Annotated in this window: 12 protein-coding genes; 7 read left to right on the forward strand and 5 right to left on the reverse strand. The window is 56.3% G+C overall.

Annotated elements, in window-relative coordinates; genetic code table 11:
* Positions 1–12 precede the first annotated feature (12 nt).
* The 5 genes from U9O48_RS01875 to U9O48_RS01895 form a co-directional block, all read right to left on the reverse strand.
* Positions 13–9,714: a hemagglutinin repeat-containing protein gene (locus U9O48_RS01875; RefSeq protein ID WP_324723414.1), complete on the reverse strand. Its 9,702-nt coding sequence runs from the start codon at positions 9,712–9,714 to the stop codon at positions 13–15.
* Positions 9,711–10,256 carry a toxin-activating lysine-acyltransferase gene (locus U9O48_RS01880; protein WP_285157506.1) on the reverse strand — a complete coding sequence of 182 codons (546 nt, stop codon included), beginning with the start codon at positions 10,254–10,256 and terminating at the stop codon, positions 9,711–9,713. Before U9O48_RS01880 ends, U9O48_RS01875 begins: the two co-directional genes overlap by 4 nt.
* Position 10,257: 1 nt before the next feature.
* On the reverse strand, positions 10,258–11,937 hold the full coding sequence (locus tag U9O48_RS01885) for a ShlB/FhaC/HecB family hemolysin secretion/activation protein (protein ID WP_324723415.1): 1,680 nt from the start codon (positions 11,935–11,937) through the stop codon (positions 10,258–10,260).
* Between the two features lie 504 nt (positions 11,938–12,441).
* Positions 12,442–12,906, reverse strand: a complete 465-nt coding sequence (locus U9O48_RS01890) for a hypothetical protein (RefSeq protein ID WP_282494766.1) — start codon at positions 12,904–12,906, stop codon at positions 12,442–12,444.
* The gene (locus tag U9O48_RS01895; RefSeq protein ID WP_324723416.1) at positions 12,884–13,846 is read right to left on the reverse strand and encodes a transcriptional regulator; all 963 of its coding nucleotides are present in this window, start codon (positions 13,844–13,846) and stop codon (positions 12,884–12,886) included. The genes U9O48_RS01890 and U9O48_RS01895 overlap by 23 nt, the downstream gene beginning before the upstream one ends.
* A gap of 680 nt (positions 13,847–14,526) precedes the next feature.
* Here U9O48_RS01895 and U9O48_RS01900 point away from each other — a divergent pair.
* The 7 genes from U9O48_RS01900 to U9O48_RS01930 all read left to right on the forward strand — a co-directional run bounded on the left by U9O48_RS01900 (position 14,527) and on the right by U9O48_RS01930 (position 19,821).
* Positions 14,527–15,375 (forward strand): flagellin, encoded by an 849-nt coding sequence (locus tag U9O48_RS01900; RefSeq protein ID WP_285145592.1) that lies wholly within the window; start codon positions 14,527–14,529, stop codon positions 15,373–15,375.
* A 200-nt stretch (positions 15,376–15,575) separates the two neighbouring features.
* A complete protein-coding gene (fliD, locus tag U9O48_RS01905; protein ID WP_282494763.1) occupies positions 15,576–16,880 on the forward strand; it encodes a flagellar filament capping protein FliD in 1,305 nt (434 codons plus the stop codon).
* 16 nt (positions 16,881–16,896) lie between these two features.
* Complete coding sequence (gene fliS, locus U9O48_RS01910; protein ID WP_095280392.1) at positions 16,897–17,292, forward strand: flagellar export chaperone FliS; 396 nt, start codon at positions 16,897–16,899, stop codon at positions 17,290–17,292.
* Positions 17,285–17,587 carry a flagellar protein FliT gene (fliT, locus tag U9O48_RS01915; RefSeq protein ID WP_282494762.1) on the forward strand — a complete coding sequence of 101 codons (303 nt, stop codon included), beginning with the start codon at positions 17,285–17,287 and terminating at the stop codon, positions 17,585–17,587. The genes fliS and fliT overlap by 8 nt, the downstream gene beginning before the upstream one ends.
* Positions 17,587–18,636 carry a flagellar hook-length control protein FliK gene (locus U9O48_RS01920; protein ID WP_324723417.1) on the forward strand — a complete coding sequence of 350 codons (1,050 nt, stop codon included), beginning with the start codon at positions 17,587–17,589 and terminating at the stop codon, positions 18,634–18,636. The genes fliT and U9O48_RS01920 overlap by 1 nt, the downstream gene beginning before the upstream one ends.
* A 2-nt stretch (positions 18,637–18,638) precedes the next feature.
* On the forward strand, positions 18,639–19,106 hold the full coding sequence (locus tag U9O48_RS01925) for a flagellar basal body-associated FliL family protein (protein WP_324723418.1): 468 nt from the start codon (positions 18,639–18,641) through the stop codon (positions 19,104–19,106).
* Positions 19,107–19,128: 22 nt separating this feature from the next.
* Positions 19,129–19,821: a FliA/WhiG family RNA polymerase sigma factor gene (locus U9O48_RS01930; RefSeq protein WP_285150616.1), complete on the forward strand. Its 693-nt coding sequence runs from the start codon at positions 19,129–19,131 to the stop codon at positions 19,819–19,821.
* The last annotated feature ends 4 nt before the right edge of the window (positions 19,822–19,825 follow it).

Consider the following 19,825-nt stretch of genomic DNA (forward strand, 5'->3'; position numbering starts at 1 on the left):
AACCACTTACATTTATTGTTTAGGTACAAAAAGACGGTGATTTATAGAACCATCTGGTTCGCGGATATATTCAAATACACCTTCTTTCCCACGGTAACTCCCTGATATTTCTAGCTTCAATCGTTCAACACCGTCGCCGCCAGTGATTACAGATATCGTTCCTTGACTGGCATGACCATCCACAGATTCCGGGAATGAGTGATAATCGCCAGAAGATACTTGTTGTTTGACTTTGTCTGTATACGTCGTTCCCTCAAAGAAATCATCTGCACTAATAGAACCATTTTTATCGAATGATTCAGATGCGTAACTTGTGCCTGTGTTTTCTTTTGGTCTTGGATTGATGAAAATTCCATCATTTTTTCCGGGTTGGCTTTCCGGCGATGCAGTAATAATAGAACCATTCTTATCTGACTGATCCGGTGTAACTAGTGTTGTCCCTTTATTTGTATCCAGAACCGGATTCTCCAGTTTTTCGATACTCTCTGTACCAGCTAACTGATCTCCACCAGTATGCAAAGGGCCATATTTATCTTGCAGTGAACCAATGTACTTACTGGTGATTTCATCATTACCCATCATTTCCAGGGTGACAAGATGATCCAGTTCATCAGATGTCATCTTATCCGCCAGGTCTTTTACTGCCACTCCGGCAAGACCCACAATACCTGCTTTCGCTCCTATCTCCAGCAATTGCTCCGCTACCTTCGTCCGGCAAGGTGCAGCTATTGCACAGCCTCTGGCCAACAGACTCAGGTTATTATTCTCCGCCGCATTCTTCCCGGCCTGCGCCCCGGCTACCACATCGGCTGTACTGTCACCGACCAGCCCGCCGATTATGCCTGCCGCCAGCGTGGAGAGCGCAGATATCGTCTGCTTCTGCTCTTCCGTCAGCTTGTCGCGAGGGATATCCGGATAGAGCTGCTGCGCAATATATTCACCCGCCACGGCACCGGATGCGCCAGCTAATGCGCTGTTACCGTTAATCTGCGCAACCACCGCCCCGACAACTGCATGGGCTATCAGGTTGGCTTCGGTGTTCACCTTGCCAGTGACCGGGTCAGTCGTCATATCGTGAATCATTTCAGCCAGGTACGGCGCAGAACCACCCGCCAGCGCTTTCGCCATATCGCCACCCGCCAGGCCCTGAATAGCGGCGGTTGCTGCCTGGATCCCCTGCTGAATACTGCCGCCCGTCCCGTAATCCGATTTGCTGAACGCCTCGTTATACGCATTCTGGAACAGCTGACCATTGATATCCTCATCCGTCACCGGTTTCTCCGGATGCTCTTTCTGCCACTGAGTTTTCGCCGCCTCCCGCTCTTCCGGTGTGACGGTTTTCATTTTCTCAGTGGCTTTCTTCGTCGCTTCTATCTGCCCCTGCGTGCGCACGATATCCGCCGCCTGGCTCCCAATTTCCCCAATCGCCTGGATTTCCTGCAACCGCCGCTGCTCTTTTTCCTTGTCGAAGATAACGTCCAGTCCCGGATTGGCGTTCGCCACGTCACGGCTCAGGTCATCGACGTTCTGCGTCTGCTTGTCCTTGTCGCGGATGGTGATGGTGCCGTCGCTGATAGCGGATTTGGTGGTCGAGTCCGCGCTGCCTTCGCCGTTAGCACCGACTAACAGACCGTTCGCCATGTTCCCCGCGAACTGACCGCCGATACTGCCGCCCGAACTCAGCCCTGCGCTCTGGTGCTCCACCTCATATTCCGCGTGGTTGTCGATGTTGCTGAAGCCTAATGTGCCGGTGTCGAGCAGATTGTTTTCCGGCGCAGAGGTGCTGCTGATCACCGCGCCGTTCAGCTGCGTATGTTCGCCGACGGTGATATCAAACCCGCCTTTCCCGGCGAAGATGCCTGTCTGCTCCTGCACCGCGTCGTAGTTGCTGTGCATTTTGTCCTGGCTCAGATTTATTGATCCGGACCCACCGCCCATGCTCGCGCTGCCGCCCGCGCTGGCGTTCTGCTGTTTTGAGTCGTACTGGTCAGAATCCCTCTCGCTGGTCAGCGTCAGGTCGCGGCCCACGTCCATCGTCACTTTATCGCCGCTGATTTGCGCGCCCGTCAGCGTGGTATCGCGCCCGCTGACGATGGTCAGGTTATTCCCGGCATCTATCGTGGTTTCGGTATGGGTGGTGCCGTTGCCGGTTTCGCTGCCTTTGCCTTTGTTGACGCTGGCGTTCACCGAGATACCGTTGCTGCCGCTGCCAAAGTTAATCCCAACGCCCACCGAGCCACCGTGGCTTTCGTTTTTGCCCTCCAGGCTGTGGGTGTTCTCTGCCGAAATCAGGTTCACGTCGCGTGCGGCATCAAGCGTGATGTCATTTCCGGCGCGTATCTGACTGCCGGTGACATTCACATCGCTGTCGGTAGCCTTAATGCTGAGATTGTTCCCCGCCTGTATCGTGCTGCCCTGGCTGTCGTGATTCGTCTGCGTCTGCTCAGATTTTGACGACTGGCTGCCGTAAGAGAGGTTAATACCTATCACCGCCGCCGGGTCGCCGCCCTGAGCCTGATTCAGTTCGTTACCCTGATACGCCTGCACACCCGACAGCGCTGCCTTCATGCCGTCCAGCGCCGCCATCCGCCCGTTGCTCTCTTTTTCCTTATTCGCCGTGTTCGCGCTGGTCACCGCCTGGTTAATCGCGCTGCCCACCGAGCCGGAGAGCGCCAGCGTCAGCCCGCTGCTGCTCTGCTCGACGGTGTGCTTCGAGCTGGAATCATTGTCGGCGGCGAGGATATCCACCTGTTTACCCTGCAGGGCAATGTCATTGCCTGCCAGCACGTCCGAGCCTTTGATGGTCAGCCCGTTGCCCGCCACCATATTCACGTCGCCGTTGATGCTGCCTACCGTGCTGCCTGCGCTGGTCAGCGAGGTGCCGGTGTCGGTGGTTTTCAGGTCATTCGTGCCGTAGCTGATGCCGATACCGCCGGTGCCGCTTAAGCCCGATTTTTTCTCCTGATGCTGATGCATCTCGTCGTGCTGTTCGGTCGCGGCCGTGACGGTGAGGTTGTTCCCGGCAATCAGATTGACGTCCTGTGAACCCGCCACGCTGCTTCCCTGAACCAGCAGGTCGTGCCCCGCTGAAAGCGTCACGCCGTCGCCGTCAAGCTGGCTGCCGACCGCAAGCTGGTTGCTCTCGCGGTTGTGGTCCACGGTGGTGGTTTTCGAGGTCATACTGCTGCTGCCGGTCTGCTTCGTGTACTGCTCGAAGCTGTCAGACGAAGTGCCGTTGACGATATTCAGGTCGTTGCCTGCCTGGATGGTCAACTGCTGGTTCGCCGAAACCGTGCCTGCCGTGATATTCACATCATGACCCGCCCCCATCGAGACATTGCCGCCACCCTGAATAACCGTACCGGTGTCGCTGCTCTGCGAGCGTTTCAGCCAGTCGTCGCGGCCCCAGCTCAGGCTGTCGTGGCTGCCGGTTTCTACCGTGTTCAGGTTCAGGTTGTTGCCCGCGATCACCGTGGTCTGGCTGTCTTCGCCGCTATTGCTGAGCAACGCGGCGGTGAGGTTTACATCGCGCCCGGCCTGCATTCCCAGGAAACCGCCGTCATTACTCACGGACATGCTGCCGATGCGGTCGATGCTGGTGCGTCCGAAGTTGCCGTCGGCGCTGACTGCGCTGCGGGTGGTGGTGGTGACGTTGATGTCCCGCCCGGCGATGGCCAGCAGGCTGTCGCCGCCCTGAATCGTGCCGCCGATATTGTTGATGTCGGTGCGCGCCTGCAGCGCCACATCGTTACCGCTGATGATGCCGCCGAGGTTGTTGATGTTGTTCGCCAGCACCAGCGTGTTGTCTTTGCTGTTGATGCGCCCGCTGTTGGTCAGGTCTCCGCTCAGGTTGAGGTTGACGTTGCGCCCGGCGAGCAGGGCGCCGCTGCCGTCGAGGTCGCCCGGTTTGACCTTCGCGTATACCTGCGGAACCAGCACCTGCTGGGTGCTGCCGTCCGGCATCTGTACGGTCTGGCTGACCATCCAGACGATGTCGGAGGTGAGGGCGCTCATCTGCTCCGGCGTCAGCGCCACGCCCGGTTTCAGGCCCCAGAGTTGCCCGAAGGCGATGCCGTTATCCATCAGCATTTTGTACTGCTCTTCGTCACTTTGCGTGTTGCCGATGTAGCGTTGCCCGGTCAGCGCCACCACCTGTTCGCGGATCAGGCGCTGTTCATAGAAGCCGTCACCGAGGCGCTTCTGGATGTTGTTCGGGTCGGTGATGAACGCATTCATCATGTAGTCGGAGCTGAGCCACTGCTTCTTGTTGGTGAAACGCGGGTCGGTCTCCACCAGGTACGGGCTGTTGCTCTCGGGATGTGATTTGAACAGGCTGTTGTCCGGGATGCGGGTGTTGGGCCCGACCATGCGCACCACCTGGCTGTCGCCCGGCAGGTTCACTTCAAAGGTTTTGCCTGGGGACAGACTCATGGACGGGCCGCCGCTCACCCCAGGAATGGTGACTGAGCCGACCGGGCCGGAGGCCAGTGCCCCCGCGCCGTTCGGCCCGGCGATGTCGCCCATGCTGAGATTGCCACCGCCCTGAATCGTGCCGCTGACGGACGTCTCCTGATGCGCATCCACCGTCAGGCCACTGCCGCCTGCCTGGCTGTGGTCGGCCATAGTGCTGGCGTTGAGGCTTATTTCCTGGATGATGGCCGGAGGGGTGTAGTCCGAGGTTTTAACGCTCGGGGAGTCACCGCCTTTGCTCTGTTTACGCTTGTAGCGCGTGGCGGTACCTTCGTCGAGGATCTGCCGCTGGCCCGGGACCTCCACGTTGTTCAGGTTGGTGGCATTGATGTTCAGGTTGCCGCCCGCGACGATCTGGCTCTTATCGTTGAGCACATCCCCCGCATTAATCGTCAGCGTGCCGCCCGAAATGATCTGTGCTGGATCACTTTCCAGCACGCGGTCTTCAGTGATGGTGCGGGTGTAGTCGTAGTGGGTGAACTTGTCGCCGTTGGTGGTGTTGCAGATGACGCCCTCGATACAGATTATCCAGGTCTCATCCTTGTACATGCTGATGTTGTAGTCGTTCTCGTTATAAAGCTGACTACCGAGACGATCGACGTTGTATTCGGAAATGTGCTCCTGCGACACCAGCACGTTTTCGGTGGTGAAGTGGTCGTTGATGTTGTTGAGCGTGGCGACGTTGAGCCGCATATTGCCCGCAGACTCAATGGTCGCGCTGTGATTATTGATTGCGATGGCCTGACCGGTAGCCAGCCAGTTCTCATCGAGGCTGCCGCCCAGATACATATTCCCGTCGCTGTAAATCAGGGCGTGGCTGCTGTTATTCAGGACCCCGACGCCTATATCCAGCTGCTGGCGGGCAGCGATGGTTGCGGCCATGCCACCTTCGCGGCTGTTGTTGAGCGTGCGGGCGTCAATCGATAGCCAGTCGCCGTAAATACGTCCGGTGCCGGTGTTGTTTAGCGTCAGCGCGCTCAGATGGGTGGTGTAACCGTCCAGCAGGCCACGGTTGGTGAGCGTCCCGCTGACATTCACATCAAGTGTGCCCGCACTCAATTCGCCATCCACGGTGTTATTCAATGATGCGGCGTGAAGCGTGAAGGTGTCGCCTGCCTGCATCAGGTTCTGGTTGGTGACGTTGCCCGAGGTGGTGAAATCCAGATTGCCATTGGCCTGAATCGTTCCTACGTTGGTGAAATCACTGGCAAGCCCGAGGGACATATCGCCGAGAGAAAGCAGTTTGCCGTCACCGGTCAGGCTGGTGCTGTTAATCGTTAGGCCGCTGCCCGTTTCAATATCGCCCTGACTGTTGATCACTGAACCGGCGCGGATCTGCGCAAGCTGCATGGCGGTGATCAGGCCATGACTGTTATTCAACTGTCCGCCGAGGTTCAGGCCGACACTGTTGTTGGCCAGGACATCGCCGTTAAGATTGTTGAACGTGTCGGCAGTGACCACAATATTGCCACCCTGAATACCCAGCGACTGGTCATCGCTGTGGGTGTTCAGGTTGACCACCTGCTGCGCGTTCATCACGATTTGCTGTGCGCTCTGGATAAGCCCGGCGGTGTTGTCGACGATCGCATGCGTGGCGTTGAGCACCATATCGCCCAGTGCCTGGAGGCCTCCGTGCTGGTTGTTTATCCCGGTGCTGTTCAGCGTCAGGTCACTTTTTCCGGCGATGCGCCCATTTCGATTATCAAAATAGCCGCTGGTGAGGGTGAAATCCCCGCCGCTGGTCAACAAGCCTTGTTGGTTTGCCACGTCCCCACTGTTCAGGGTAAGGCTGTTCTGGGCGCTGATTAAACCGTCGAGGTTGTTCAGGCTATTGCCGCGCGTGTTCCAGCTTAAACCCGCGCCGGACTGAATAGCGCCGCCGTGATTACTGAGTGCGCCGGTAGCGGCATCCAACCCCTGCAATGCCACCAGTAAACCAGCGTCGTTGTTCACCTCTGCGGTATTCAGTGCAATCTGCTGGTTGCTGATCATCGCGCCGAGCTCGTTATCCAGCGTGCCGCTGTTCAGCGTCATGCTGCCCTGGCTGGTGATGCCGCCAGATTCGCCGCTATTTTTGTTGCTGAGCAACGCGCCGTGGGTATCCAGCAGCAGCTCGCCGCCACTTTGCACGGCACCGCCGTTATCATTTCGCAGGGTGCTACCGCTGTAACTGAGTGATCCGACGCCAGCCAGCAGACCGGCGGTGTTATTCCAGCTTCCGGTGGCAAACTGCGCGTTGCCTGCGCTGTAAACCACCCCGGCCTGGTTGTTCACATCGCCGGCACTCAGCTGCAAATCTTTGGCGCTGGAGATCGTGCCGTTCTGTGTATTGCTGAGCGCCGCCCCATGGGTGTCGAGCGTCAGATTACCGCCGCTCTGGAGAAGCCCGCCGTTGTCATTCCACAGCGCATTGCCACTGAAACTGAGCGAGCCGACGCCCGCCAGCTGCCCGGCGGTGTTATCCCAACTCCCCGTGGAGAGCCAGACATTCGCGCCGCTGTAAACCGTGCCGGACTGGTTACTGACGTCGCCTGCGCTGAGGTGCAAATCGCCCTGGCTGATAATATTGCCGTTGCGGGTGTTGCTGATCTGTTCGCCGTGAGTTTCCAGCACCAGTTCAGCGCCGCTCTGGATCAGGCCACCGTTATCGTTGATCAGTTTACCGCCGCTGAAGTTCAGGCCGCTGACCCCCACCAGTAATCCGGCGGTGTTGTTCCAGTTCCCCGTGTTAAGCCAGGTGCTGTCGGCGCTGTAGACTGTGCCAGACTGGTTATTCACCTCACCGGCTTTGACCGTCAACTTCCCGCCACTGGTGATGCCGCCAGACTCGCCGCTGTGGGTATTACTGAGCGCTGCGCCGTGGGTGTCGAGCACCAGACTGCCGCCACTCTGAATCACACCGCCATTATCATTTTGCAGCGTCTGGCCGCCCCAGGTGAGGGCATTGACCGAGACCAGTTGCCCCGCGGTATTGTTCAGACTGCCGGTGGTAAGCCAGGCGTTATCGCCGCTGTAGAGGGTGCCGTGCTGGTTGTCGATATTGCCACTGGAGAGCGTTAAATCGCCCAGGCTGATAATGCCGCCCTGATTGCCGCTGTTCTGGTTAACCAGCGCGCCACCGTGGGTATTGAGCGTGAAGGTACTGCCGCTTTGCATTAATCCGGCGCTGTTATCCAGACTACTGCTGCTGATGTTGAGCAAACCGTCGGCGGCGATAAATCCGCTGCGGTTATCCACGGCACCGGCGCTGGTAAGCGTCAGGGCGTGGCCCGCAGACAGCAGTTGCCCCTGCTGGTTGTTCAGGCTGCCTGCCGCGAGGGCGACATCACCATTCGAGGCCACGTTGCCCTGGCTGTTATCCAGCCCACCACTGACGGTGAGTGTCATTTTTCCGCTGCCGGTCTGCGTCATATTACCGGCGTGGTGTGACAGGCTGTCGGCGTTAACCGTGATGCTGTCGGCCTGGGTAGTCGCGCTGTCCAACACCAGGTTTTTACCCTGTAAATCCAGCGCGCCGTTGCTGGCGATGGTGCCTCCAGTGGCGTCGACTTGCGCGGTATTCAACGCTAATTTCCCGCTACCGGCATGAATGATGCTGCCCTGCCGGTTGGTCAGTTTGGCGGTGTTGAGCGTGAGATTATGGCTGTTGCTGGCAATGGTGCCGTCGTTGTTATTGATAGCGATGGTCTGGGTCAGCGAGAGATCGTGCTCGCCGAGCTGATTAATCACACCACTCTGATTGGAGAGCGTGCTGCCCCCGAGCAGCAAACGGTCGGCTTCCAGTCTGCCGCCATCGTTATTTAACAGACCCCTGGTGTTCAGCGTGAGGGTTTGCGCCGCCGCGATATTGCCCTGCGCGGTGCTCAGGTTGCCGGTTGTCGCGGTGGCATTGATGTCGCGGGCCCAGGTCTGGCTCTGACTGAAATCAACGCCTGCGCCTTTTGCATTGAGTGAGTTTGCCGCGAGGTTCTGCCCGTGAGCGCTGAGCTGCCCGGAAGTGGTGAGCGTCAGGTCGCCTGAATTGCCCAATTTGCCGTCGCTGTTCATCCCGGCAGCTAATACGCCAGACGTGGAGCTGTTCAGGCTGCCTGCGTTGAGGGTGGTTTCATGGGCGGCAGCCATCGTGCCGCTGTTGACGATATCCGCCGGGGTGCTGAGGGTGGTGTTGCCCGAGGCGTACTGAACGCCACTGTTTTGAATGCCTCCGGACGCGCTGACGCTTAAGTCCTGCACGCTGTTTATCACACCGCTGTTTTCGATGCGTCCGTCTGCAGTGATCGTCACGTTGCCTGCGGAAGTGCCTATCGTGCCCGCGTTACGTACGCCAACGCCGGTTTCAGTGCCAATAAGGCGGATTTTCCCCGCATACATGCCGCCCAGCTGTGAGACATCGACCGCCAACTGCGGACGAGTATTGGTATCCGGTGTGGTGCGGGTGATGGTTTCATGGGCGGCATTCACCACATTGCTGCCGGTGGTCACTTTCAGGTCGTTGGCCCAAATTCCGGCGTTTACTTTGACCGCACGGGCAATAATATCGGTGCTGTCCTGGGAGGTGGTGTCCATCCCGCGCCCCTGAATAACAATCTCCCCCTGGCGCACGTCATAGCCGGTAATTTGACCGTTGCTGAACTGCGGTGCGCCGGTGGTCAGCGTGGTGCGGTTGGCGTTGATAAACCCGCAACCGTCACAGGTGATCCCGGCCGGGTTGGCGATAATGATTTGCGCCTTTTTACCCGCCACTTCCAGCACACCGTTCAGCTGGCTGGGATTGCGCGAGTTCACCTCATTCAGGATGATTTTTGCTTCGCTTTTGGCCAGCCACGGGTTGCCGTTGACCATGCCGCCCAGCTGAGTTTGCGTGGCGTTATGCGAGTTATTGAGGATCGCACCCTTTCCGTCGATATCGAACTGGCTGTATTTGTTATGCGAAACGCCGTTGCTATTCGGGGTCTGGATATTGATCTGTGGGGTGCCGTTAGCGCTGTTAATCACCGTCGGCTGTTGTTTGCCCGCAGCGCTGCCGTCCGCCACAATCCCCGCCTGCACGGAAACGCTGACACAGCCCAGCGCCAGTAACAGACTGAAGTTAAGGCGGGACAGGGCGCTGATGTGTTGGGAAAGTGTATGTCCCATCCCCGAAGAGGGGCCGGACGACCCACGTCCTGAGGCCGCTATATCGGCCACCACCATCAACATGCCACGCGCTTTGTTAAAGACAATCCGATAAAGGTTCTTGTTCATGATTGCGTCCTTGCAGGGAATTCTTTGAGTAAGACAGTCAGAGGGTGCGCAGCGCGCCAGTCGTCAGCCTGTTGCCGACTGACTTTTGCGCCGCGAAAATTTTTGACGCATTTGCCGCGAGTGGCACCGCGGTGATACAGCGCTCGCATGCAGTTTTCCGGGAACAGGTAGTCTGCCACCAGGTTTTTCATCACCAGGGTATGCCCAAAAGGCGCGACCCAGTCACGCAGCCACAGGCGCGGTCCGCTCAGCCAGTCTCGCTCTTGCGTCATGATGCCGGGTGCTTCCAGGTAACGACGCTCGGCGGCTTCGTCCAGCCACATCCAGCTCAGGAAAAACACCGGCTTGCCGTTTTCGCTTGCCAGCAGATACTGTTGTTTTTTGATAATGGGGAGCAGAACGGTCGGCAGCGTGTCCAGCGCCAGCTCGCGGTGGAATTCGGAATGCATCCATAGCCAGACCGCCGCACCCAGCACTTCGGCTGAACTGGCCTCACCGCCTAGCACGCCCGGCGCAATCACATCAAATCCGTTAATACGCATATCAGTACTGCCAGTTCAGGTTGAAGCCGAGCGTGACCGGATCGGTAGTGAAACCCTCGGGTTTGGATAGCGGGATACCGGCGAAGGCGTCATAACTCGCGCCCCATAAGCCACCGCGAATGCCCACAGCACCGCCCGCTAGATGATTACCCAGGTTGTAATCGTTGCCGTGACCGCTGATTCGACCGTAGTCCAGGCCGAGATAAAGCTGATGGTTGGGCAGCGGCGTTTGCCATGAGAGTTCGTTGCGCAGGGTCCAGCCGCTGTCGGCGCTTAACGTGCGTTCACCGTCAAAGCCGCGCACCGTCCAGCGCCCGCCGATAGAAAACTGATCCTGCGGCGTGAGTGGGGTGTCGCTTATCTGACGCAGGTACTGCACGTTGTAGCCAAAATTCTGTGTCCCAAGCGCAAAAGGTGCATCAAGCTGGGCATTGAGTTGCAGGATTTTGCTCAGTGCCGTTGCCTCGCCGTAAGACTCTTCGGAGGCAGGAATGGCACCAAACCAGCGCGTGCCGCGCTGATAGCTGATACCTGCATCCAGCGTGGCGGCGGCAATATAGTGGTGATGCTGTAATCCGATTTTCCAGGCCGCCGTCTGGCGACGCTGCACGTCCACTTCGGTTCCGTTGACATAGTTTTTTGAATCGCGGGCAATCACGTCGTAAGTGAACGATGTTTTCTGGCTGGCGTTGCGGTGCAGCACACGGCTGAGCTGCCAGTCGAGGTTATTGCTGTCTCCGCTGTAGCGGATATCCCCGTTCAGACCCGCGGTGGTCTGGTAGTAGCTGTTGTTACTGGCGGTGAAGCTGGTTGCCCAGTAACCGAAGGGCAGGGAGTATTGACCGGTGTAGTTGTGAGTCCCTTTTCCTGCCGGGGCGTGAAGCGAGCTGCCCGCGGAAAGATAGAGTGTGTCGCTCAGGCTCAAGAGGTTATCGCCGTAAAGGGTTAAGCCGCCCTGATAGCGCCCGGTGCTACGCGAGCCAGAGTCATCAAGCGAAACCCCCACTCGCCACAGGCGCTTTTGTTGCCAGCTCAGGGCGATATCACTTTCCCCCGGCTTTTCGCCTGGCACCATTTCCATGCTGGCCCGCACGGTTGGCACGCGCTGTAAGTTCTCCAGCCCTTGCTCAATATCACGTAAATCCAGCAAATGACCGTCATGGGCCGGGAAGGCGGTATAGAGAGTGACGTAATGGTCGCTTTGCGGTGTGAGCACAACATGGCGGATTTTTCCTGGAACCACCGCAAGCGCGAGCGTGCCCAGGGTCAAATCCTGCTGGGGGGCCACGACGCGGGTAGTGACATATCCATGGTCGATCAGCCGGTTTTGCAGGGCGCTCATCAACAGGTTAATACCGCTGGAGCCTAAGCAGCGGCCTACAGCTTGATCGGCTATTTTCTGCAATGGCAGCCAGTGGGGGAGGGAGCTGTATCCAGATAATTCGACGCGATTTATCGGGAAACAGGGTGTTTCATGCGGGAACTGTAAGCGACCGTAAGAAGACGCCGGTGCCGAAAGCCGCACATCTGGCGTCGGAGGCGCTAATGCTGCCTCACGCGCACGTTGGCTCTCTTGCTGACGAATGAGTTCCTGATCCGCTAATGTCGGGAGGGCATAGCTGTTTGCTGACAGCAATACACCGCCTACTGCAAGGGGTAATCCTTTTAAAAAAATGCGCATAAAATGGTTTAACTTCCTGTTAAAACAATTAAGCAGAGTGACCGCAATAAAAGGTCTGCATAAATTATAATTTTCTTAAAATAACTGATCTGTTATTTGCACCTATACCGTAGAGGAATAAGTCACCAAGAAAGATAACTTGATGAAATACGTTCGGCATCATCCAATCAGAAGGCGTTTACGAATGTTAACAGAATCACCCAGGTTATAGTCCTGAACAAAATCCTAAAAACAAAGAAGTGGGATTCCAGACACTTGCACAAGCTTCGCAGGAGGGGGAGGGCCTGCGGACAGCGCACCTGGGCAGGGTTTCGGGCGGTAAGCTATTCTGAAGGGCTGGCGAGAGAAGAATAGAGTGGGATATATAATAAACAGCCCCTGCCAGATTCTAATACATTCAGTATTAATATGTTTTACTTCGATGGAGTAGATTAATACTGTAAATGCAAATCGCTCGATCAACCCCCTCTCCCTTTTAGGGAGAGGGTTAGGGTGAGGGTATTATTATTTCTTCAACGGATACAAAAATATCGCTCCGCTTTGCCCGACAACCAGCTGTTGATTGCCGACATACAGCGGCTGCATCCAGATATTAATGTGCAGCAGCATATCCACCAGACCGTCGATCATCAGCCCTTTTTGCGCGGTGCTGTAGTAGATCGGCGTGTAGGAGAAAAACAGACGGCTGTTCTGCTCGTTGATGCCGGTAAATTTTCCTTTCAGCACGAAACGGTTGTCGTTCGGGCTGGTGATGGTGGTTAAAATCGAGCCGTTGACCGTCTGCATATGCGAGTCGTAAATCTCTTTTCGGCTCGACATCAAATCGTAAAAGCCCAGCTGCAAAAAACCTTCCACATTGCTCTGCGGAATGGACGGGGTTTGCATCACCCGCAATCCTGCTACCGCGCTTGCCACCAGAAGAAAGCAAAACAGGGCCACTTTCCAGTTAAGAGCAGGTTTCCATCTCACTGATTTTTCTCCTCGTTTCTCGCAGTATCAGGTTGTTCAGTTGCGTCGGGTCGATGCGCCAGTGGTAAATCGCCATCGCCAGCTGTTTATTGTCGCAGCGGCTTTTCAGCGCGAAGGTGTAGTTCAGCGTTTGATCGACGCTCTGGTAATAGACCGTCATGGTCACGGACTGCGTCTTGATCTGCTGATTAATGGCGTAAAGCGTGTCTTTGATTTTGCTGTAAAAATCTTCTTTGCTCATTTCCAGGCGGTTGGACTCGGAGAGCTCATAAATACGAATATTGCTGTAAACCGCGACCTCTTGCTCCGACGCGACAATCTTCGGGCCCTGACTCCCGGCGTACTGCCAGCCGGCCACGGCGCCGATGAGGATCGTCACCAGCAATATCGCCAGCGTGATCAACGGATGCTGAAACCTGGGCCGGGCGGGGCCGACGAGGGAGCCCTCGACCGGAACGGGCAGATCCGCCGGAGCCGGCTCGGCCACCATCGCGGTGTCAGGCGCAGTTTCCGCCTCTTCCGCAGCGCTATTCTCAGCGGTCGGGCTCAGCGTCGGCAGCACAAAGCCGTCGATCTCCGTTTCCGGCAGATCAATCTCTTCACTCTCTTTTTCAACGAAACGGCACCAGGCCTGTTCGAGTAAATACCCCTTTTTAGGGATCGTTTTAATAATTCTTTGCTGTTTGCCGTCGTCTTCTAACGCCGAGCGTAACGCGTGAATCGCATTCGGCAGGCTATTATTACCAATAACCCGACGTTCCCAGACCAGCGTCGTCAATTCCTCGCGGGTGAGAATTTTTCCTGCATTTTCAAGAAGTACGTCTAATAGTTTTAATTGATATTCACCGAGACGTTTTCTTTCACCTGTCACTAAACTAATGAGCGAACCAGAGGGCAAATCTACGAGCCAGTTATTGACGGTATAATATTTTTTTCTCATGGCAATTGGTGGTGAACAGCCACTCCTGAATCAATTAATCATCCGCGCAGCGTGCAGAAAAATCACACAATGCTTAATGTAAATTAATCATTAATTCCGTTTAAAATTCGTTTGAGAATTGCCGCGTGCCTGCGGAGATTATGCAAAAAACGAGCGGTATTACGACGTAATCAGGGATTTCGCTCGGCGGAAGGGTGAAGTGTCACCCATCATTTTCCGCTGTTTCCGGGATGAGATTAGGAAGTTTCTCTTCCGTGACACATTTTTACGCGATAAAAGTGTGATGTGCAACAAATTATTAAGTTAATTCTCTGCGCAGGCATTAATGAGAATCGTTAAACGTTAATAGTGATCTGTAGTTGTTTTTTATATTAACAACTTGTTCCCTTATGTGAATTCTATGTTTTATTACTTTCAGCTGGATAAAATATCGTTACATTTTGACAAGAAAAAACATTAATTATTTTTAAGTTGAATTTAAGTTAAGGAAAGAGTGTGTCGCCTTTATTTTTAATTTGCTTTGGCAATGTATGCTTTTATTCGTAAGACCAGGCTTTTTCTTATAGACGTCTTTTTAAATTTTTTTTCATCACCGATTTAATTCTCCGTTTCGCTGTGTCGTTTTACTTGAGTACCAGAGAGAAGAGCCTGACAGACAGGTTCACAAGGAGATTACTAACATGGCACTTTCTATTTTCACTAACGCGTCTTCCATGGCTTCTACTAACGCACTGAATAAATCCAACAGCATGCTGTCTACTGCGATGGAACGTCTGGGCACCGGTAAACGTATCAACTCCGCAGCGGACGATGCGGCTGGCCTGCAAATCGCCACCCGCCTGCAGGGTCAGAGCAACGGTATGGCTGTTGCACAGCGCAACATCTCTGACGCGACGGCTCTGCTGCAGACCGCAGAAGGTGCTTTCGATGAAGTGAGCAACATCATGTACCGCATGAAAGACCTCGCATCCCAGGCCGCGAACGACACTAACGGTACTGAAGACCGCGCTGCGCTGCAGTCTGAAATGGACGAGCTTAACGCTGAACTGAAGAACATTATGGGCAACACCAAATACGCAGGTGAAAACCTGTTTGGTGCATCAGGTAAGTTCAGCAAAGAGATGAACTTCCAGATCGGTGCTTCAGAGGGCGAAAACCTGAAAGTGAATGTGAAAACTGAGCTGGATAACGTGACCGGTTCCGGCGGTATGGGCGCACTGACTGCTTCCGGCGCGCTGACCACGGTATCTGGTGCACAGGCGATGATGACAAGCGTTGAAGGTGCCATCGCTGAAGTCGGTACCCTGCGTTCTAAACTGGGTGCCAACATCAACCGTCTGGGCCACACCGCGGCTAATCTGGCGAACATGAAAGACAACACTGACCTGGCGCTGGGCAACATCCGTGATGCCGACTTCGCCTCCGAAGCCTCCAGCATGACCCGTAACCAGATGCTGGCCCAAACCAGCATGTCCATGCTGAAGCAGTCCAACAGCATGTCCGGTATGGTGATGTCCCTGCTGGGCTAATCCCGACCTTTTTCAACGAAAACACCGCTGTAAGGCGGTGTTTTTGTTTGCGGCCTTTCCCCTTCCTTCCTTTTCCCATTCGGGGAAAGTTGCCTTCCCTGTAAAACGTAACTCACTGAATTAACGGCATTTAAAAACTGGCACGATGGTTGCATTAACTGAGCATGGTTTAGCAACAGGTGCGAACGGAGACAACTACTATGGCAGATTTCAGCAGCATTGATCCGACCACGCTGGCCCAGTCGCTGGCGTCCTACGACATCATGTCGATCCAGAATCAGCTGAAGACCAAAACAGCCACGATGACGTCGCAGAAAAAAGCGCTGGACGCGCTTCGCACCGCGTTAACCGATTTTCGCAGCGCCATTAAAGGGCTGAACAACGTTAATGACGGGATGTTGAAAAACGTCGCCACCGTTAACCGCGAAGGGATTGCGACCGTCACGGCCAACTCCAATGCGCAGAAGGGCACGTATAACATCGAAGTCGATCAGCTGGCGTCCGCGCATCAGATCGGCTTCGGCGATCTGACGGATGATTCCATCAAAAACGCCACCGGCACGATGGACATCACCCTTGGCGAAGGGGCAGATGCGAAAACCATCACCGTCGATATGGACAGCGTTAACAGCCTGAGCGATCTCACCAAAGCCATTAACGGCAATGAAGATAACCCAGGCGTCACGGCGTCGCTGATTCGTACCGACGGCAAAGTGACCCTGATGCTGAGCAGCGACGAAAGCGGCGAAGCAAACAAAGTCACCGTCGGCGGCACCTCGGGTTTTGATTCAGCGAATGCCAAACAGATCTCGAAAGCGGCGGACGCCAAATTCCGCATGGGTGAGATGGAGTTCACCAGCAGCAGCAACACGCTGGACAAGCTGATCGACGGGGTGTCCATCGAGCTGACGTCGAAGACCGAGGCCGACAAACCCCTGACCATCACCATCGGTACCGACACCGCCGGAACGAAAGAGCAGCTGCAGACGTTCATCACCTCCTACAACACCCTGCAGGACACGCTGCAAAAGCTGACCAAAAGCGGCAGCGGTGACGGGGAGGAGCGCGGGGCGTTTGCGGGTGATGCCACGATGGCGTCCCTCGATCGCGAGCTGAACGACGTGCTGCGCACCCAGTTTGGCGGCAAACGCATGTCCGATTTCGGTATCACGGCGGACAAAGACGGCAAGCTGGAGATCGACAGCAAAAAGCTCGACGCCGCGCTGACCGCCGACCCGCAGGCGCTGACCGGCCTGTTCAACGGCAAAGAGGGGCTGATCGCCGGGATGGATAAATCCCTCGACCGCTACCTCAACTCGACCACCGGCCTGCTGAAAGGGCGTCAGGAAGTGCTCGACCGCCAGCAGAGCGATATCGACAGCAAAACGGAAGCCATGAATTCGCGGTACGACTCCTCGTATAACCGCTACCTGAAGCAATTTACCCAGTTGCAGCAGGCCATGGCGCAGATGAACAACACCATGAGTATGTTTGGTTTAGCTTAAGGGAAAGACAGTTTTTATGTACGGGAACGAACAGCAGGGCTTCGGGCATTACCAGCAATCCGATTTAGCGATTCAGGCGGCGGCAGCGAATCCGCATCAACTGGTTTTGATGCTGTTTAACGGTCTGATGGACGAACTGGTGCGCGCAAAAAGCCACATCGCCGCGCGCCGGTACGACCGCAAGGTGCAGAGCATTAATAAGTGCATCGATATTCTGAACGCACTGACCAGCGCGCTGGACTTTGACAAAGGGGGCGAGCTGGCGCTGAGCCTCGCGAACCTTTACGACTACTGCGTTTATCGCCTGTATGACGCCAGCCATAAGCTCTCCGTCGAGCATGTTGAAGAGGTGGAAGTGATCCTCAGCAACCTGCAGGACGGCTGGGAAAAAATGGGGCAGCAGAATGGATGATTTACAGGTGATGCGTTTTCTGGCGCGTTCCCTGGAGCATGCGGCCAGTCAGCACGACTGGCCGAAAATGCAGGAGGTCGATGCGCAGATAGCCGGGCTGTTGATGTCGCTGAAAGGGCAGACGCTGACGGCAGAAAAACGTGATGCGCTAACGGCGCTCAAACTCGTCCATCAGCAGGTGAGTCAGTTTTGCCAGCAGCAGCGCGATGAGCTTGAACAGAACATGGCGCGCGCGCGTCGCAACCGCGAAGGGGCAAGCGCCTACGCGCAGTTTGCCGATGCGGGAGAGATCTGATGAATCTGCTGCTCTCGCAACTGACGCCGACACCCACCACCACCGAGCCGGGCGCGATTGCCCCGGCGCTGCCTGGAGCGGAAACCCCGGCGTTAACGCTGCCGGGAACGCCTTCCGGTGAGTCGACGCCCGTGGCGTTCAACGATGCGCTGCTCAACATCATCAATACCCTGATGGGCGGGGAGCAGACGCGCGACACCACCATGGTGCTGGCGGGTCTGGACACCGACGAGGATGACGACACGGCGACGCACACGACCGACAGCAACCTGCCGACGCCGGACGCCACCGCGCCGCCGCAGGCGTTGCTGGATACGCTGCTGATGGCAAGCCTGATGCCGGTCAAAACGCTGAATGCTACGTCAGCTACACCGCAAACCGGGGAAGCGCTGAAGATGCAGACGCTGTCGGCGGGGCATTCGCCTCTGAGCAACGCGTTATCGCTCACGCCGCAAACGCCTGCGCCGGTCAGCGTGACGCCGGAACCGGCGGCTGAGTTCGCCAAACCGCTGGCGACTGAGGTGGTGAAAACCCTGGCTGAGGTACTGCCCGGTGCAGGGCAACCGGCGGCAGCCGGGCAGACGTTTTCGACGGTAATGGATAAGCAAACGGTCCATCTGCCGCCGGTCAAACTGGACGCAGACGAAACCAAATGGGCGCAACAGCTGCACAGCGCCCTTAACGATCGCCTGCAGATCCAGGTCAAAAACCAGGTGCAGCACGCCACCATCCGCCTCGATCCGCCGGAGATGGGCAAAGTGGATATTTCGCTGCAAATCGAAAATGGCCGCATGCAGGTGCACATCAGCGCCAGCAACAGCGAGACGGTGCGCGCGCTCCAGCAGATCAGCAACGAGCTGCGCCAGAGCCTGACGGAGCAAAACTTCGTCCAGGTGAACGTGCAGGTTTCCGCCCAGTCCGGGCAGCAGCAGGGACGCGGACAACAGCTGCCAGCCCAGGCGGACAGGCCTGATGCAGGGGCAGAGATTGCCGCAGAGGACGCTCAGTCCCCTGACGGTAAAGACGATTCGGTATTACTTACGGTTTAAATATGACAATTAAAACTTTTTCTTTAGGGCTGGTGATCGCCCTGATTGCCGCCACTTTCGCCGCTGTACTGACCGTCATGGGCACGCACATGCTCAGCCAGGACGAGCATAAACGTTCCATCATCACCGACCTGTTCAGCTCGTCGAAAGAGAACGTGGTGGAATTTGTTGAAATCAAAAACGTCGTCGTGACCTTAAAAAGCCCCGGCGATTCCGAGCGCTATTTGCTGCTGGAGCTGGCCCTGACCACCGATTCTGCCGCTGATACCAGCCGCGCGGAAGAGATGTCTCCGGCCATTCGCGGTGCGACGGTCAATGCCCTGTCGGCGATGAACTACGACGCCGTGCGTGAAATGAGCGTGGAATCCCTGCGCGACACGTTGATGAATGCCTACACGGCGCGCTTTGAAAGCCTCAATACGCGCATGCCGTTCAAAGACGTGATCATCAGCAAAATGGTTTTCCAGTAATCAACGGTAGTCGACTGAAATGATGGATTTTATTGCGGATGACGCGCTGACCCCGGCTGACGAAGCAAAGTACGTCAACGCGTACCTGCCGCTGGTCCACCGGGTGGTGAAGCAGCTCTCCTGGCAAACCAGCAGCGTGATGGACAAAGAAGACATGGAGCAGATCGCCCTGATGGGTCTGCTGACGTCGCTGCGTCGCTACGGTCATCCCGACGAGCAGTTTGGCGCCTACGCCGCCCAGCGCGTGCGTGGCGCGGTGCTGGATGAGCTGCGCGAGCTGGACTGGCGTCCGCGCCGGCTGCGCCAGAAGAGCCATAAGATCAACGATGCGATCCGCGAAATCACCCGCAAGCTGGGGCGCACGCCGACGTTTGAAGATCTCAGCGAGCATCTGTCCATCACTGCCGACGAATACCACGAGTATTTACTGCTGGATTGCGCCAGAACGCTGGAAAGTCTCGACGAATTATTAGGTGAGGATGCGCTACCCGGCATCCTCAACACCCGCTCGCTGGAGGACGAAATGGTCACCAGCGGCACCTTAAAGGCTGCGCTGGCGAGCCTTGATGAGCGCGAACAACTGATTCTGACGCTCTATTACCAGCAGGAAATGAGTCTGAAAGAAATCGCGCTGGTTCTCGATCTGACCGAGGCGCGCGTCTGCCAGCTTAATAAAAAGATCGCTCAAAAGATCCAGTGTTTTTTCCAGAAGTGAAAGG

Source organism: Lelliottia sp. JS-SCA-14, assembly GCF_035593345.1.
Classification (GTDB): domain Bacteria; phylum Pseudomonadota; class Gammaproteobacteria; order Enterobacterales; family Enterobacteriaceae; genus Enterobacter; species Enterobacter wanjuensis.